18 protein-coding genes and 1 tRNA gene are annotated in these 13551 nt (G+C 66.6%); 10 read left to right on the forward strand and 9 right to left on the reverse strand.

What is annotated here, in order from left to right; translation table 11 throughout:
• The first annotated feature begins 8 nt into the window (after positions 1-8).
• The 3 genes from LOC60_RS03845 to LOC60_RS03855 all read left to right on the forward strand — a co-directional run bounded on the left by LOC60_RS03845 (position 9) and on the right by LOC60_RS03855 (position 2490).
• The gene (locus tag LOC60_RS03845; RefSeq protein WP_230022214.1) at positions 9-416 is read left to right on the forward strand and encodes a hypothetical protein; all 408 of its coding nucleotides are present in this window, start codon (positions 9-11) and stop codon (positions 414-416) included.
• A gap of 112 nt (positions 417-528) precedes the next feature.
• A complete protein-coding gene (locus LOC60_RS03850) occupies positions 529-825 on the forward strand; it encodes a hypothetical protein (RefSeq protein ID WP_230022215.1) in 297 nt (98 codons plus the stop codon).
• Positions 826-1230: 405 nt separating this feature from the next.
• Positions 1231-2490: an Nramp family divalent metal transporter gene (locus tag LOC60_RS03855; protein WP_230022217.1), complete on the forward strand. Its 1260-nt coding sequence runs from the start codon at positions 1231-1233 to the stop codon at positions 2488-2490.
• Between the two features lie 3 nt (positions 2491-2493).
• Here the strand turns inward: LOC60_RS03855 and trxB are convergent, their stop codons facing one another.
• The gene (trxB, locus tag LOC60_RS03860) at positions 2494-3471 is read right to left on the reverse strand and encodes a thioredoxin-disulfide reductase (RefSeq protein ID WP_230022220.1); all 978 of its coding nucleotides are present in this window, start codon (positions 3469-3471) and stop codon (positions 2494-2496) included.
• Positions 3472-3577: 106 nt separating this feature from the next.
• Between trxB and LOC60_RS03865 the strand changes: the two genes are divergently transcribed.
• On the forward strand, positions 3578-4096 hold the full coding sequence (locus LOC60_RS03865; RefSeq protein ID WP_230022233.1) for a GNAT family N-acetyltransferase: 519 nt from the start codon (positions 3578-3580) through the stop codon (positions 4094-4096).
• A 34-nt stretch (positions 4097-4130) separates the two neighbouring features.
• On the opposite strand, the gene LOC60_RS03870 is transcribed toward LOC60_RS03865, so the two are convergent.
• The 6 genes from LOC60_RS03870 to LOC60_RS03895 all read right to left on the reverse strand — a co-directional run bounded on the left by LOC60_RS03870 (position 4131) and on the right by LOC60_RS03895 (position 7482).
• On the reverse strand, positions 4131-5006 hold the full coding sequence (locus LOC60_RS03870) for an ABC transporter permease (RefSeq protein WP_230022235.1): 876 nt from the start codon (positions 5004-5006) through the stop codon (positions 4131-4133).
• The gene (locus LOC60_RS03875; RefSeq protein WP_230022237.1) at positions 5003-5932 is read right to left on the reverse strand and encodes an ABC transporter ATP-binding protein; all 930 of its coding nucleotides are present in this window, start codon (positions 5930-5932) and stop codon (positions 5003-5005) included. Before LOC60_RS03875 ends, LOC60_RS03870 begins: the two co-directional genes overlap by 4 nt.
• Positions 5933-5956: 24 nt before the next feature.
• On the reverse strand, positions 5957-6502 hold the full coding sequence (locus tag LOC60_RS03880; RefSeq protein WP_230022239.1) for a GNAT family N-acetyltransferase: 546 nt from the start codon (positions 6500-6502) through the stop codon (positions 5957-5959).
• A gap of 10 nt (positions 6503-6512) precedes the next feature.
• Positions 6513-6704 carry a hypothetical protein gene (locus tag LOC60_RS03885; protein WP_230022240.1) on the reverse strand — a complete coding sequence of 64 codons (192 nt, stop codon included), beginning with the start codon at positions 6702-6704 and terminating at the stop codon, positions 6513-6515.
• A 329-nt stretch (positions 6705-7033) separates the two neighbouring features.
• Positions 7034-7321 (reverse strand): hypothetical protein, encoded by a 288-nt coding sequence (locus LOC60_RS03890; RefSeq protein WP_230022243.1) that lies wholly within the window; start codon positions 7319-7321, stop codon positions 7034-7036.
• Positions 7322-7409: 88 nt separating this feature from the next.
• Positions 7410-7482: transfer RNA gene (locus tag LOC60_RS03895), tRNA-Ala, on the reverse strand.
• 246 nt (positions 7483-7728) lie between these two features.
• Here LOC60_RS03895 and LOC60_RS03900 point away from each other — a divergent pair.
• Positions 7729-8133, forward strand: coding sequence for a four-helix bundle copper-binding protein (locus tag LOC60_RS03900; RefSeq protein ID WP_230022250.1), 405 nt, complete (start codon positions 7729-7731; stop codon positions 8131-8133).
• 14 nt (positions 8134-8147) lie between these two features.
• Here LOC60_RS03900 and LOC60_RS03905 read toward each other — a convergent pair whose 3' ends face one another.
• Both LOC60_RS03905 and LOC60_RS03910 read right to left on the reverse strand, forming a co-directional pair.
• A complete protein-coding gene (locus LOC60_RS03905) occupies positions 8148-8417 on the reverse strand; it encodes a hypothetical protein (protein WP_230022252.1) in 270 nt (89 codons plus the stop codon).
• A gap of 5 nt (positions 8418-8422) precedes the next feature.
• Positions 8423-8941, reverse strand: coding sequence for a mycothiol transferase (locus LOC60_RS03910; protein WP_230022254.1), 519 nt, complete (start codon positions 8939-8941; stop codon positions 8423-8425).
• Positions 8942-9087: 146 nt separating this feature from the next.
• Between LOC60_RS03910 and LOC60_RS03915 the strand changes: the two genes are divergently transcribed.
• The 5 genes from LOC60_RS03915 to LOC60_RS03935 all read left to right on the forward strand — a co-directional run bounded on the left by LOC60_RS03915 (position 9088) and on the right by LOC60_RS03935 (position 13547).
• Complete coding sequence (locus LOC60_RS03915; protein WP_230022255.1) at positions 9088-9312, forward strand: hypothetical protein; 225 nt, start codon at positions 9088-9090, stop codon at positions 9310-9312.
• A 58-nt stretch (positions 9313-9370) separates the two neighbouring features.
• Entirely contained in the window at positions 9371-10087 is a 717-nt protein-coding gene (locus LOC60_RS03920) for an IclR family transcriptional regulator (protein ID WP_230022258.1), read from the forward strand.
• 87 nt (positions 10088-10174) lie between these two features.
• Positions 10175-12127 carry a heavy metal translocating P-type ATPase gene (locus LOC60_RS03925; RefSeq protein ID WP_230022260.1) on the forward strand — a complete coding sequence of 651 codons (1953 nt, stop codon included), beginning with the start codon at positions 10175-10177 and terminating at the stop codon, positions 12125-12127.
• Between the two features lie 17 nt (positions 12128-12144).
• Positions 12145-13140, forward strand: coding sequence for a magnesium and cobalt transport protein CorA (locus LOC60_RS03930; RefSeq protein ID WP_230022263.1), 996 nt, complete (start codon positions 12145-12147; stop codon positions 13138-13140).
• A complete protein-coding gene (locus LOC60_RS03935; RefSeq protein WP_230022267.1) occupies positions 13131-13547 on the forward strand; it encodes an META domain-containing protein in 417 nt (138 codons plus the stop codon). The genes LOC60_RS03930 and LOC60_RS03935 overlap by 10 nt, the downstream gene beginning before the upstream one ends.
• Positions 13548-13551: the final 4 nt, after the last annotated feature.

Consider the following 13551-nt stretch of genomic DNA (forward strand, 5'->3'; position numbering starts at 1 on the left):
ATAACCGAATGGGCAGTCAGTCTCAGGCCACGCCTCCTGTGCGGGGGCGGTCCGTCATGCTTTTCCGCCGGGCACGGAGCGGCCTCGTGCTGATTGCCGCTTTCTGGCTTTGGCTGCTTTTTGGTGCCGCTGATTTTGTCGCAGCGCTTTTCGGTTCACCCATACATGCCGCTCTTGCCGTGTTTGCCCTCGGTGCGGTGACGCTTATTTCCCTGCTTTTCCTCCCGATCTGTGTTGCCTACCTGCTGCTCAACCGGCCAGGGACGCGGCCCGTATCGTCGGCCGCGCAGCGGTCCGGCCAAGCGCACGGCGCCGGCCTGGCGCCCGTGGTCCGGATGATGCCCCGCCGCGCCGCCGCCCGTGGTGCTGCCCTGACCGGCCGTGCCGCCGCCAAATGGCGGGACCTCGCTTCCTGATCTGCCGCGGCGGTCGGTTCGCTGCTGTTTCCCGCCCGGGTTTCCTCGCGGCTTTCTCCCGGTTTCCTCCGTTTCGGCAGGAATGTCAGAGGCGGTTGCCATTGTGGAGGTCATGACTTCCACCATCGGTACCCGGATGCCCTCCGCCCCGCCCGGCCCCGTCACCCACGCCCACTACCGTCGTGAGCCCTATGTCCGTTGCCGGACCGGAAACGGAACCGTTGACGGAAAGGCCGTGGCCTGGACCCGCACGGAGGTGCTCCTGCACTGGATTGACGACGACGGCCAGGCACACAACCGGTGGACGTCCGCCTCCAGCGTGCACCGGATTGCCCGGGACGATTCCGCCTGGCGCGACCCCTACGACGACTTCCGGTTCTATTACCAGCCCTCCCCCGCCGCCGCCTGAGCCCAGCCGCGGTTTTTGCGTAATCGTGCTTATCCGCATTTTGCAAAACTATTCGCTGCCGTTGGAAGTAACTGGGTCCCTTCCGGAAAAGTGGCCGCCGGAAAAGCTCGGGGACAAGAACGAATAACGGTTGGACAAAGACGGCCTGGGGTCGTGACCTGAATGCCCGAAAAAATATCGTTCCCGGCATAGCCATTTCAGTCTCGGGCCTGGTTATTTCTGCTAGCAATTCCAACCCGCATCAGGGCGCGCATCCCACGGGGTGCGTGCCCTGCGTTTTGTCCGGGGCTGATTTAGCCGGGACGCACCCGCGCAACCGGGGCGATCCACTGCCGATCCCACCCGGCGGAGGCCGTCCCGGAAGAATTGTTAGGCACACCGAAATTTAGGTGCTAGGTTGCTGTCATGGCCCGTACCGTCCAGCTCCCCGACGCCGCTGCGCGTCCGGCCGCCCGGCCCCGCAATATCCTGTGGCTGCTTGGCCCCGCCCTGGTGGCCGGCGTCGCCTACCTGGATCCGGGCAACGTAGCCAGCAATATGACCGCCGGGGCGAAGTTCGGCTACCTCCTCGTCTGGGTGGTGGTGACCGGCAACGTGATGGCGTGGCTGATCCAGTACCTCTCGGCCAAGCTGGGCCTGGTCACCGGCCGCAGCCTGCCGGAGCTTCTCGGCGAACGCATCGGCCGGAAACCGGCCCGGCGGCTGTACTGGCTGCAGGCCGAGCTCGTGGCCATGGCCACGGATGTCGCTGAGGTGATCGGCGGCGCCGTCGCGCTTTGGCTGCTCTTTGACCTGCCGCTGTTCCTGGGCGGAGTCATCACCGGCGGTATCTCCATGGTGGTGCTGCAGCTGCAGAACAGCGGCCGGCACCGAAGCTTCGAATACGTCATCGTTACGCTGATGCTGGTGATCGCGGTCGGCTTCACGGCCGGCGTGTTCCTCAGCCCGCCCGACGCCGGGTCGGTCGTCGAGGGACTGGTGCCGCGCTTCGAGGGCAGCGAATCCGTACTGCTTGCCGCCTCCATCCTGGGCGCCACCGTGATGCCGCACGCCATTTACGCGCACTCGGCCCTGACCCGGGACCGGTTCCCCGGGCGCACCGCCACCCTCACCACCAGCCGGCTGATCAAGGCCACCAAATGGGATGTAACCATTGCCCTGGCGGTGGCCGGTACGGTGAACCTGGCCATCCTGCTGCTCGCTGCCGGTTCCCTCCAGGGCGTGGAAGGGACCGACACCCTCCAGGGCGCGCACGCCGCCATTGCCGCATCGCTGGGCGGGGTGGTGGCCACCCTGTTCGCCGTCGGGCTGCTCGCGTCCGGCCTGGCGTCGACGTCGGTGGGCGCCTATGCCGGTGCGGAGATCATGCAGGGCCTGCTGAAGGTGCGCATCCCCATGCTGCTGCGCCGCCTGATCACCCTGCTTCCCGCCCTGGCTATCCTCGCCGTCGGCATCGATCCCACCTGGGCGCTGATCCTCAGCCAGGTCATCCTGTCCTTCGGCATTCCGTTCGCGCTGATTCCGCTGGTCTGGCTGACCGCGCAGCGGGATCTCATGGGGAACCACCGCAACCATTGGTGGACCACCAGCCTGGGCGTGCTGGTTTCGGTGCTGCTGGTGGGCCTGAACGTCACCCTGCTGGTGCTGACCTTCACCGGCGCCTGACCGCTAGCCGCTCAGGGAACCCTCCACGAGCGCGGTGGCGATGCTGTCGGCATCCGCCTGCGCGGCCAGATACCGCTCGGCGTCCAGCGCGGCGGAACAGCCGGTGCCGGCAGCCGTGACCGCCTGCCGGTAGCGGTGATCCACGGCGTCGCCGCACGCGAAGACCCCGTCCAGGTTGGTCTGGGTGCTCGGCGCAGCGACTCTGATGTAGCCCTCCGGGTCCAGTTCCACCTGTCCCGCCAGGAGATCGGTGCGCGGGGCATGGCCGATGGCCACAAAGATCCCCTGTGCCGGCAGGTCGCGGGTAGTCCCGGTGACGGTGTCCGTGAGCGTTATCCCGGTGACCTTGTCGGTGCCGTGGATGGCCGTGACCTCGCTGTTGAACTCGAAGCGGATCTTGCCGTGGTCACGGGCCCGCTGGGCCATGATGCGTGAGGCGCGCAGCGCGTCACGCCGGACGACGACGGTGACCGAGTCCGCGAAGCGGGTCAGGAACAGCGCTTCCTCCATGGCCGAATCCCCGCCGCCCACCACCACGACGTCCTGGCTGCGGAAGAAAAAGCCGTCGCAGGTGGCGCACCAGGAAATGCCCCGTCCGTTGAGCTGCTTTTCTTCGGGCAGCCCCAGTTCCTTGTACACGGAGCCGGTGGCGAGAATGACGCTGCGGGCCTTGTAGCTTTTCCCGGCACCGGTGGATACCCGCTTGGTGTGGCCGGCAAGGTCCACCGACACGACGTCGTCGTACTCCACCAGGGCACCGAACTTCTCCGCCTGCCGGCGCAGGTTGTCCATCAGGTCGGGCCCCAGGATGCCGTCGGGGAACCCCGGAAAGTTCTCCACTTCGGTGGTGTTCATCAGGGCGCCGCCCGCGGTGACGGAACCCGCGAGGATCCGCGGTTTCAACCCGGCGCGGGCGGCGTACACCCCTGCGGTGTACCCGGCCGGACCGGACCCGATGATGAGGACGGAATCAGTGCCCATCTGCGCCTCCCTTCGCCGGTGCGGTCCTTCAAGTCTGGCGGGCAGGAGGTTAGGGTCGGTACCCCGGGCGCGCTAAGCGGTGCCGGAAACGGCAAAGGAGCCAGCAGTGGTACTCAAACACATTCAGCTGATCCAGCTCCCCCGCGGTGTGATTGATGCCCTTGCCGCCGGCGACCTCCCCGGCGCCAACCGGCAGTCGCCCCTGGAACTTACCGAACACTTTTCGCAGGACCGGCAGCCGCTGTGGCGCATCCGGAGCGCCCAGTTGGAGCTGAATCCCGGGGACGCGGCGTGGATCACCCGCGCCATCTTTGACCCTGAGCTGAAGCGGGCGGTGGGCCTGGCAGGGTTCCACGGGCCCCCGGACGGCGAGGGCACGGTGGAAGTGGGGTACTCGGTGGACCCGGCCTACCGGCGCCGGGGCTACGCACGCGCGGCGTTGGAGGCGCTGCTTGCGGTGGCTGCCCGGGAACCGTCGATCCGCACCGTCCGCGCAACCATCAGCCCCGACAACGCCCCTTCCCGGCGGCTGGTGGAACAGTACGGGTTCGTGGCCAACGGCGACCAATGGGATGACGAGGACGGGCTGGAGATCATTTACGAAGTCCCGGCCGGGGGCAGCTGACGCCGGCCGGTTAGGATCGCTCCGGACCTGACGCTCAGCGGATGCGGGAACGGATCCTCAGCGCCGCCAGCAGGACAAAGACCACCACCATGGCAGCCAGGACAAACACCACATAGCCGGTGGGCACTTCCCAGTTCCCCACCGTGGCGGTGATGCCGAAGATTTCCCGCACCGCGGCGGCCGCTTCCGGCTGGTCCGTCACTGCGTCCATGGATCCGGCGGTCATTTCCTGGCGCACCACCATGGAGGACTGCATAAAGGGCAGTGCGCTGACGAAGTTCTTCACCCCCTCGGGAAAGGCCCCCACCGGGATGTAGGACCCGGCGGCGAAGCCGAGGATGGTGCCTACCAGCGTGGACAACGCCGCGAAAGAACCCGGGGTACGGACGAAGGTGACGATGAAGGCGCTCAGTGATCCGAAGGCGATACAGCTAAGCACCAGGTAACCGTAAGTGCGGGCCAGCTGGCCCGCTGTAAGCACCACGCCGTCCACGGCGGCGAGATATCCGAGGCTCACAGCCAACACCACGGTGGTCATGATCAGCGCGATCGCGACAGTGGAGAGCAGATACCCCAGGACCAGCTGCCCGCGGCTGATCGGGGAAACCAGGAAGTCCCGGAAGCGCCCCGTGGCGGTGTCATCCACGATCACGTTCACGGCGGCGAGCCCCGTGGTGATTGCGGTGATGCCCACGATCCCGGCGAACATCCACGCGTCCACAAAGCCCTTGATGTCCTCCTCGGCGGCCTGCGGAAACATTTCCGCCAGGCCTTCGGTCTGCTGGTTGCCCAGAAACAGGGTGTAGAGCAGGAACAGGACCAGTGCGCCGAGGAGGGAAAAGAACAGGTTGAGCCGGTCACGGAAGTACAGGCGCAGGTTCCGCCCGGTGATGTCCAGGACTACGTTCATGCTGCTTCCCCCTGCCGGCCGGTCAGGGCAAGGAAGACGTCATCCATCGTCCCGTGACGGAATTCGAAGTCCAGCACGCTGTCACCGTGCGCCGCGAGGAGGCGGCGGGCGGTGTCGGAGCGGTCTACGCGCAGCCGCAGCACGTTGCCGTCCACCCCGGCGACGTCGACCCCGGTTTCACGGGACAGGGCCACCAGTGCCTGCGGGTCGGAGGAGGTGATGGAGAGGATGCTGGTGCTGTATTCGGCCCGCAGCGTGGTGGGTGTGCCGTCGGCGATGATCTGTCCCTTTTCAATGACGCACACCCGGTCCGCTTCCTCGGTCTCCTCCATGTAGTGGGTGGTCAGGAAGACCGTGAGACCGTGGTTCTCGCGAAGGTCACGGATGGTGGACCAGACCAAGGCCCGGCTGGCCGGGTCAAGGCCCGCGGTGGGTTCGTCCAGGAAAAGGATCGACGGCGAGTGCAGCAGCGCCCGGGCAATGTCCACCCGGCGTCGTTCTCCGCCGGAGTAGGTGGCATAGCGCCGGTCGAGGAAGTCTCCCAAGCCGATCATCCGGCCCAGTTCCTCAATGCGGGCGTCATTGGCTGCTCTATCGGGTGAGTAGAACCGTGCCCGGGTTTGAAGGTTTTCCCGGCCGGTGAGGATGGGATCCAGCAGCGAATCCTGGAACACCACCCCAATGGCTTCGCGGACGCCGTCGCCGCTGGTTCGTACGTCGTGCCCCGCCACCTCGACGCTGCCCTCATCAAAGGGCAGGACGGTGGTCAGGCACGAGATGGTCGTGGATTTGCCTGCACCGTTGGCGCCCAGGAAAGCGAAAACACTCCCCGGCTCCACGTCAAAGGACAAATCATCAACGGCTGCAACACTGCCGAATTTTTTGGTGAGTCCCCGAACGGAAATTGCGGCTTCCGTAGTTACCAATTAGCCCCCTAGTTTGTGAAGAATTTATACGTCCAGGAGCAGATCGTCGAATTCCAGCGGGGTTACGGTGTTGTTTTCCCAGTCGGACCGAAGGATTGCATAGCCGACAGAGGCAACCCGGGTGCCGTCCGCCGTCGGCCACGCCTGCCGGTAGTGGGCTTCCTTGACGAATCCGGCGCGCAGGAACGTTTTACGCATCGCGATGTTGTCTTCCCGCGTCTGGCCTTCAACCCGGATGATTTGCGGTAGCTCGGTGAAGGCCAGTCCGCACAGGGCCCGCACGACGTCGGCGCCCAGTCCGCGGCCCCGCCGGCTTTCCGCCAGGCGGAGATCAAAGTCCAGGTTTTCGTCTGCCAGTCCCTCCAAAACCGCCAGCCCAATGTCTTCGCCGCCGTGCTGCACCCAGTACCCCTGGGATTCCCCGCTCCAGTAGTGTCCTTCCGCCACCCGCTTGTTTGCCAGGGACTCACCCGGAGCCGGGTTCACATGGAACGGAAACCGGTTGGCGGTCAGGAACGCGGTGACCGCACCGCCGTCGTCGGGGGTCATGCGGCGGAAGGTGACGGTCATGCGGGTGAGTCTAGCCAGCTGCCGGCACCGGCGAACCGCTGCGGTCCCGGCTCCCCGCCATGGCTGTCTTTTCCGCTTCTTCTTCGAGCCGGAGGCGCCAGCCCCGCGGCGGCGGCCAGGAGACACCCCACAGGGCGAGCTGCTGTTTGGTGAAACCACCTGCAGGAGTACGTGCTGCTTCTATTTCTTCACGGGTCGGCATTGGCAAATCATGACATGCGGCCGGGGTTATGTCACCGATAAGTCGGACATTTTCCAAGTGGTTTTTGCGGCCCCTTATTGACGGACCCGCAGAATGCCGCGATTCCGCTGGATCCCGCGGATTATCAGGGCTCCCACCGAATTCAGGGGACTCGCGGTATCACTAAAGAATTGTATTAGGGACTTCCGGTACCGCTTATTTGGCGATTAGGGATGAGTCGTCACCATAATCAATTGCCGATGACTTTCATGCCTCCCGGCCTAGGCACGGCACGGGACACCCTGCCCGCATAAAGCGGGTTGCGTCTAACGCCCCTAAGGGGATCGGGGCTAGGCCAGGTTTGCCGGCTCGTTACGCACGAGCTGATCCTGCACGACGGGATTTCCGGTGACGCCCAGCGAGGAAACTACGCGGTGAATGCCCACGAGGAGCATCGAGACACCGGCGATGGCAACAGCCACGCCGAGATACAGGAACATCACACTGTTGTGCGTATCGGCATAAGCACCGGATGACATCAGAACATCCATGGCCGAGAAGAGGATAAAGAGGGCACCGAGGAACAGAATCGCGCCGCCCCAGGAGATGAGCGCTGCGCTCTGCTTGAAGTTGTTCATAGAGCAACTCTATCGGCCCGGCCGGTGCCGCTTAGCCTGTCCATTGGTCCGGACAAAGCAAAACCCCCGGTTTCCCGGGGGTTTCTTGTGGAGCTTAGGGGAATCGAACCCCTGACCTTTTCATTGCGAACGAAACGCTCTACCAACTGAGCTAAAGCCCCGAAACTGCACCGTGCGGCGTCGTACTCCGTCCAAAACGACAGTCCAAACCACAGTCCGAACCACAGTCCGAACCAGCACAAACAACCGACCCCGCAAGGCTACACCGATTCTAATCACGCGCTCCGGCCCGCACCAAACCCCCGGCCCCCTAGGAATGCCGTGGGACCCTCGCTACGGTCAGGGACACCGGCACGGCCCGCCCGGGGAAGCGGTCGGCGCGAAGCACCGGAACCAAGGAGAATGCCATGGCCCTGATCACCGAAATGCTCGAAAACCATCCCGCCGGCGCCCGTACTTCGGACCCCCGGCTCCTCACCGAGTGCCTGCGAACCTGCGGTGAATGCGCGCAGGTCTGCAATGCCTGCGCGGACGCCTGCCTGGCTGAGGAGATGGTGGCCGATCTGGTCAGCTGCATCCGCATCGACCTGGACTGCGCCGAGATCTGCGCAACCACCTCCGCCGTCCTGTCCCGGACCAGTACCACCGGTCCGGCCACCGCAAGCCTGCTGCATGCCTGCCTCGCGGCCTGCGCCGCCTGTGCCGAGGAATGCCAGCAGCATGCGTCCGTGCACCAGCACTGCCGGATCTGTGCCGAAGCCTGCCGCCGCTGCCTTAACGCCTGCGAAAAGCTGCTGGCCTCGCTCAGTTAGCGGGTCCCCGGGTTTCAGGCACGCCACCGGGCCGTCTTGACCAGGTACGCCACCGTTTTCAGCGTCAGCTCCGGCTTCGCCGCGCGCAGGGCAGCAATCGCGGTGATCTCGGCCTGCCAGTCGGTGGCGTGCGGGTCCAGCCCTTTGGCCTTCAGCGTTTCGTTTGCCCACCGTCCCGCGGCGACCTGCGGATCCCCCGCACTGCCCCCGAAGGCTTCCTCGATCCGGACCCGGGGATCCACCCGGTCCCCGAAAATCCGTGCCCATCGAACTGACTGCACCACGCTGATTACCCCCTTGAATTCGCCAGTACCATTCCCCGGACATAGGCCGCCTGCCCCACATGCTCCAGGCAGTCCGCCAAGATACTTACCAGCCGGACGCCCAGCGTAACCGGCGGATCCCACGCGCGGTCCACAATCGAGTCCAGGTCCTCATCCGACAGCCCCGAGACGAAGGCTTCGGCGCGGGAGTGCACGTCGTCGTAATATCCCAGCAGCAGCTCCGCGGAGTGCACCTGGACCAGCGCCACCTGCTCGGAGGTGTGCCCGTAGCCGGTATCCTCCACCGCCAACGGGAGCCCCACCCGTTTCGCCCACCCGTCGGCGGTCCAGGCCTGTTCCTGCCCGGCCACCTCGGCAACCTGATGATCCTCCACCCGGCTCAGGTGCCAGACCAGCCAGGAGATGGAGTTCCCGTCCGGATAGGGACGCTGGTTCAACGCAGCGGCATCGAGGTTGTTTACGGCCCGTCGGACGGCGCCGGGCAGCCGCCCGAAGGCATCAACAAGGAGATCGCTCTGGTTCATGGCGGCAGGTTCCCTCGGGGGTCGGCGGCACGGTTTCGCCATCCTTTCACGGTGCCCGGGGTCCGGGAAGGGCCTTTTCGGGGTAGCCGCAGAAAAACCGGGACGGGCCGGTTCCATCCGCGGCACACGGTCCTAAAATTGCTCGCATGAGCTGGACAGACGAGCGTCCCGCATGGCTTCCGCCCATCCCGTCACCGCACCGCGGCCAGGCCCGGATTGTCCTGGGCATGATCCTGGTCTGCTCCAGCATGCTGACCAGCCTCGTGGTCGCCACGTTCGGTGCACTGCTGAGCATGTACATCCTCTGGCCGCTCGCCGGCGGCCTGCTCCTGCTGATGTCCGGGCTGCTGAGCCGGCGCCGCGGCGTGTAACCGCCCGGCGGGCAACGGCACACGTCACAGCGGTGCGGCGGGCGCTTAGGATTGGCGCATGACACCCCCTGAGCCGGCCGGAGCCGGCTCCCAGTCCCAGACCCTCTCCCGCGGCATCCGCGCGCTGGAACTTCTCGCCGACGCGGAGAACCCGCTGAGCATTGCCGAACTCTCCGATGGACTTGGGGTGCACCGTTCCATCGCCTACCGGATCCTGCGGACCTTGGAATCCCACTCGCTGGTAATGCGCGACGACGCCGGCCGGGTTTCGGCCGCTCCCGGCCTCGCGGCGCTGGCCCGGGGCGTGTCGCGGGACCTCCAGTCGGCGGCCCTGCCCGAGCTCAGCCTGCTGGCCAACGAGCTGTCCATGACGGCCTTCGTTGCCGTCTGGGACCGGCAGAACTGCGTCACCCTGATGACCGTGGAACCCACCCACAGCCGCACCGCGCTCATCCAGCGCCCGGGCACCCGGCACTCCTTCACCGCCGGCGCGCCGGGCATCGCCATCCAGTCCGCCATGACGGAGGACCAGTGGGACCGGCTGGCCCCCGGACAGAAATACCGCAGCGAAAGCCGGGCGGCCCGCGAACGCGGCTACGCCGTCAGCCACAACGAGGTCATTGAAGGAGTCTCCGCCGTTGCCGCCCCCGTCACGGCTGCCGGCCAGCTGCCCGCCGCCGTGTCGGTGGTCTATTTCGGCTCCGGCAAGGATGAAGATGCCATGGGACTGCGCCTGGCTGAAACTGCCCGGCGGATCGAAGCCGCCCTCCGCTGATACAGGCGGGCACCGCCGCGCTTCGCCGAAGTTAGGCAAGGTTTCTCTTGCTGGAAAGAGCCCGCCGACAGGCTTAAAACGGAAAGTATGTGGAGGAGGAGAACAACCGGAATCCCGGACGCGGTGCGCCGTTATCCGCTGGTGTTCGCCACACTGCTCGTTGGCCTGGCGGTCCTTGCCCTGCTTGCCGCCGATGCCGGCACCGCTGCGGCCCGGACCGCGAGCCTGTATGCCGGCGCCGTGGCGCTGAGGACCTCCGTGGGGATGGTCCGGAACATCCGTGCCGGGAACTGGGGACTGGATATCCTGGCGGTCATTGCCATCCTCAGCACCGTCGCCGTCGGGGAGTTCCTGGCCGCGCTGATCATCGTGCTGATGCTCTCCGGCGGGGAGGCGCTGGAGGATTATGCCGCCGGGCGTGCGCGCAGCGAGCTTGATGCCCTGCTGGAGCGCGCACCTCAGCGTGCGCACCGGGTGGCAGCGGACGCCGTCGTCGACGTTGCCGCCACCGATGTCCGGCCCGGCGACATCCTGCTGGTACGGCCTGCCGAACTGGTGCCCGTGGACGGCATCCTGCTGGATCCGGCCGCGGAGTTCGACGAATCCTCGCTCACGGGTGAATCGCTGCCCGCCCTGCGCAGCGCCGGGCAGAAGGTGCTCAGCGGGTCGGTCAACGGCACCGCCGCCGTCCGCATCCGCGCCACGGCGACGACGGCGGACAGCCAGTACCAGCGCATTGTGGCCCTGGTGCAGGAGGCCGCGGCGTCGCGGGCACCCCTGGTGCGGCTGGCGGACCGGTATGCCCTGCCGTTCACCGGGCTCTCCCTGCTGATTGCCGGTGCGGCCTGGCTCGCCAGCGGCGATCCCGTCCGGTTCGCGGAAGTGCTGGTCCTGGCCACGCCCTGCCCGCTGCTGATCGCCGCACCCGTGGCCTTTATTGGCGGCATGAGCCGCGCCGCCCGGCACGGCATCATCGTCAAGGGCGGGGCAACGCTGGAGCAGCTCGCCCGGATCCGCACCGCCGCGTTCGACAAGACCGGCACGCTGACCGCCGGACGGCCGGAACTTGTGGCCGTACATCCGCAGCCGCCGTTCACCGAGGATGAGCTGCTGTCCCTCGCCGCATCCGCGGAGCAGTATTCCCCACATGTCCTCGCCGCCGCCGTCCAGTCGGCCGCAACCGCACGGGGGCTGACGCTGCTGCCCGCCGAATATGCCTCCGAGGCGGCCGCCAACGGGGTCGAAGCGCTGATCGACGGCCGCAGGATCCGGGTGGGCAAGCAGCGGTTCATCTCCGGCACCGGCGCGAAGCCGGCAGAACAGGCACTGCAGCCGGGCGAACTGGCCGTCTATGTCGGTGTGGACGGCACCTTCGCCGGAACCCTGGTCCTCAGCGACACCGTGCGCCCCAATGCCGCGGCCACGCTTGCGGCCCTGCAGCGGATGGGCGTCCGCTCCACGGTGATGCTCACCGGCGACGCCGCAGGGACGGCACACAGCGTGGCTCACGGACTGGGTATCACGCAGGTCTCCGCCGGTTTGCTGCCGGCGGACAAGGTCCGCGTGGTTGCCGCCCTGCCCGGCCGTCCGGTGTTGATGGTGGGCGACGGCGTCAATGACGCCCCGGTGCTGGCCGCGGCCGACGTCGGCATTGCCATGGGTGCCCGGGGGTCCACCGCGGCGGGCGAGTCCGCCGATGCCGTGATTGTTGCCGATGACCTCTCCCGCGTGGCCGTCGCCGTCGACATCGGCCGGCACACGCTTCGGGTGGCACTGCAGAGCATCCGGCTCGGCATCGCCCTGAGCCTGGTCCTGATGCTGGTGGCAGCCTTCGGGTACATTCCGGCGGTCGCCGGTGCCTTGACCCAGGAATTGGTGGATTTGGCGGCCATACTCAATGCCCTGCGGGCCCTGCACGGGCCGGGACGCGGCCCCGACGGTGCCCGCGCGCGGCACCAAGCGGCACGGCAACCCGCGGACAGGGATAATGGACACTGGCCGCCGCCTGATGCCCGGCCAAAGACGGGTTTTTCGGTTTAGACGCTAGGGGAATGTCCATGACGTTGGTCGACAATGCGGTGTATGTGAACGGCAAGCGCCACCATGACCCGGACAGCCTGGATGAAACCTTCGAGCTGACCCGCAGCTCCGGCGGCATGGCCTGGATTGGCCTGTACCGCCCGGACGAGGTGGAACTGCTGGCAGTGGCCGAGGAATTCGGCCTGAACCTGCTTATTGTTGAAGACGCCCTGGCCGGCCACCAGCGCTCCAAGCTTGAACAGTACGGTGACCAGCTGTTCCTGGTCCTTCGTCCCGCCCGCTACCTGGACGACGTCGAACGCGTGGAGTTCGGTGAGCTGCACCTGTTTGTGGGCCCCAACTTCGTAGTGACAGTGCGCCATGCCGAATCCCCGGACCTGACCCGCGTCCGCAAGCGGCTGGAACAGGAACCGGAACTGCTCGCGCTCGGCCCGCAGGCGGTGCTCTATGCCGTGCTGGACCAGGTGGTGGACGAATACGCCCCCGTGGCGGCCGGGCTGGAAAACGACATCGACGAGATCGAGGACCAGCTGTTCGGCGGCGACGCCGAAGTGTCACGCCGCATCTACGAACTCTCCCGCGAGGTCATCCAGTTCCACCGCGCCATCAGTCCGCTGGAAAGCGTGGTCGGTGAACTGCGCCAGAACGCGGACCAGTACGGCATCCCGGCGGATCTGCATGACAACCTCGGGGATGTGCTGGACCACGTGCTGCGCCTGATCGACCGCGTCAACGCCTACCGCGCCATCCTGGACAACGCGCTCACCCTCTCCTCCACGCTTGCGTCCAACCGCCTGGCGGAGACCAGCATTGAACAGAACGAACAGGTGAAGCGGATATCGTCCTGGGCCGCCATCCTCTTTGCCCCCACCCTGGTGGGCACCATTTACGGCATGAACTTTGAGCACATGCCCGAACTCAGCTGGCAGTTCGGCTATCCGCTGGCCATCGTGGCGATGTTCGGGATGGGCGCCATCCTGTACGTGACCTTCAAGCGGAACAAGTGGCTCTGATCCGCAGGGTGCTGCTCCCCGTGCTGGCGGGGGCACTGCTGCTGGGCGCCTGCGGAACCGGTTCCGGTTCGGGCGCCGGCGGGTCCGGCGGTTCCGGCGGTTCCGGCGACCCCACGCCGGCAGCCGATGTAACCGGCGCGTGGGGCGACACCGCCGACCCCGAAGCGCCGTCCCTGGACTTCAGCCCCGACGGGCGGGTCAGCGGCACGGACGGCTGCAACCGGCTGATGGGACACTGGAGCATCTCCGGCAACCGCGTCACCCTTCGGGACATGGCAACCACCCTGATGGCCTGCCCGCCCGGAATGGACACGTGGCTCGCCGCGGGTGCCGCCGCCGACGTCGACGGCGGCACCCTGCGGATCTATGACCAGTCGGGCATCGAGATCGGTGTGCTGGAACGCTAGGTCA

The organism is Arthrobacter sp. zg-Y769 (genome assembly GCF_020907405.1).
Lineage (GTDB): Bacteria > Actinomycetota > Actinomycetes > Actinomycetales > Micrococcaceae > Arthrobacter_B.

Bases quoted from the DNA above. Each gene is read 5' to 3' on its own strand.
- LOC60_RS03845 (WP_230022214.1), top strand. From the start codon at position 9: ATGGGCAGTCAGTCTCAGGCCACGCCTCCTGTGCGGGGGCGGTCCGTC.
- LOC60_RS03850 (WP_230022215.1), top strand. From the start codon at position 529: ATGACTTCCACCATCGGTACCCGGATGCCCTCCGCCCCGCCCGGCCCC.
- LOC60_RS03855 (WP_230022217.1), top strand. From the start codon at position 1,231: ATGGCCCGTACCGTCCAGCTCCCCGACGCCGCTGCGCGTCCGGCCGCC.
- trxB (WP_230022220.1), bottom strand. From the start codon at position 3,471: ATGGGCACTGATTCCGTCCTCATCATCGGGTCCGGTCCGGCCGGGTAC.
- LOC60_RS03870 (WP_230022235.1), bottom strand. From the start codon at position 5,006: ATGAACGTAGTCCTGGACATCACCGGGCGGAACCTGCGCCTGTACTTC.
- LOC60_RS03880 (WP_230022239.1), bottom strand. From the start codon at position 6,502: ATGACCGTCACCTTCCGCCGCATGACCCCCGACGACGGCGGTGCGGTC.
- LOC60_RS03885 (WP_230022240.1), bottom strand. From the start codon at position 6,704: ATGCCGACCCGTGAAGAAATAGAAGCAGCACGTACTCCTGCAGGTGGT.
- LOC60_RS03890 (WP_230022243.1), bottom strand. From the start codon at position 7,321: ATGAACAACTTCAAGCAGAGCGCAGCGCTCATCTCCTGGGGCGGCGCG.
- LOC60_RS03900 (WP_230022250.1), top strand. From the start codon at position 7,729: ATGGCCCTGATCACCGAAATGCTCGAAAACCATCCCGCCGGCGCCCGT.
- LOC60_RS03910 (WP_230022254.1), bottom strand. From the start codon at position 8,941: ATGAACCAGAGCGATCTCCTTGTTGATGCCTTCGGGCGGCTGCCCGGC.
- LOC60_RS03915 (WP_230022255.1), top strand. From the start codon at position 9,088: ATGAGCTGGACAGACGAGCGTCCCGCATGGCTTCCGCCCATCCCGTCA.
- LOC60_RS03920 (WP_230022258.1), top strand. From the start codon at position 9,371: ATGACACCCCCTGAGCCGGCCGGAGCCGGCTCCCAGTCCCAGACCCTC.
- LOC60_RS03925 (WP_230022260.1), top strand. From the start codon at position 10,175: ATGTGGAGGAGGAGAACAACCGGAATCCCGGACGCGGTGCGCCGTTAT.
- LOC60_RS03930 (WP_230022263.1), top strand. From the start codon at position 12,145: ATGACGTTGGTCGACAATGCGGTGTATGTGAACGGCAAGCGCCACCAT.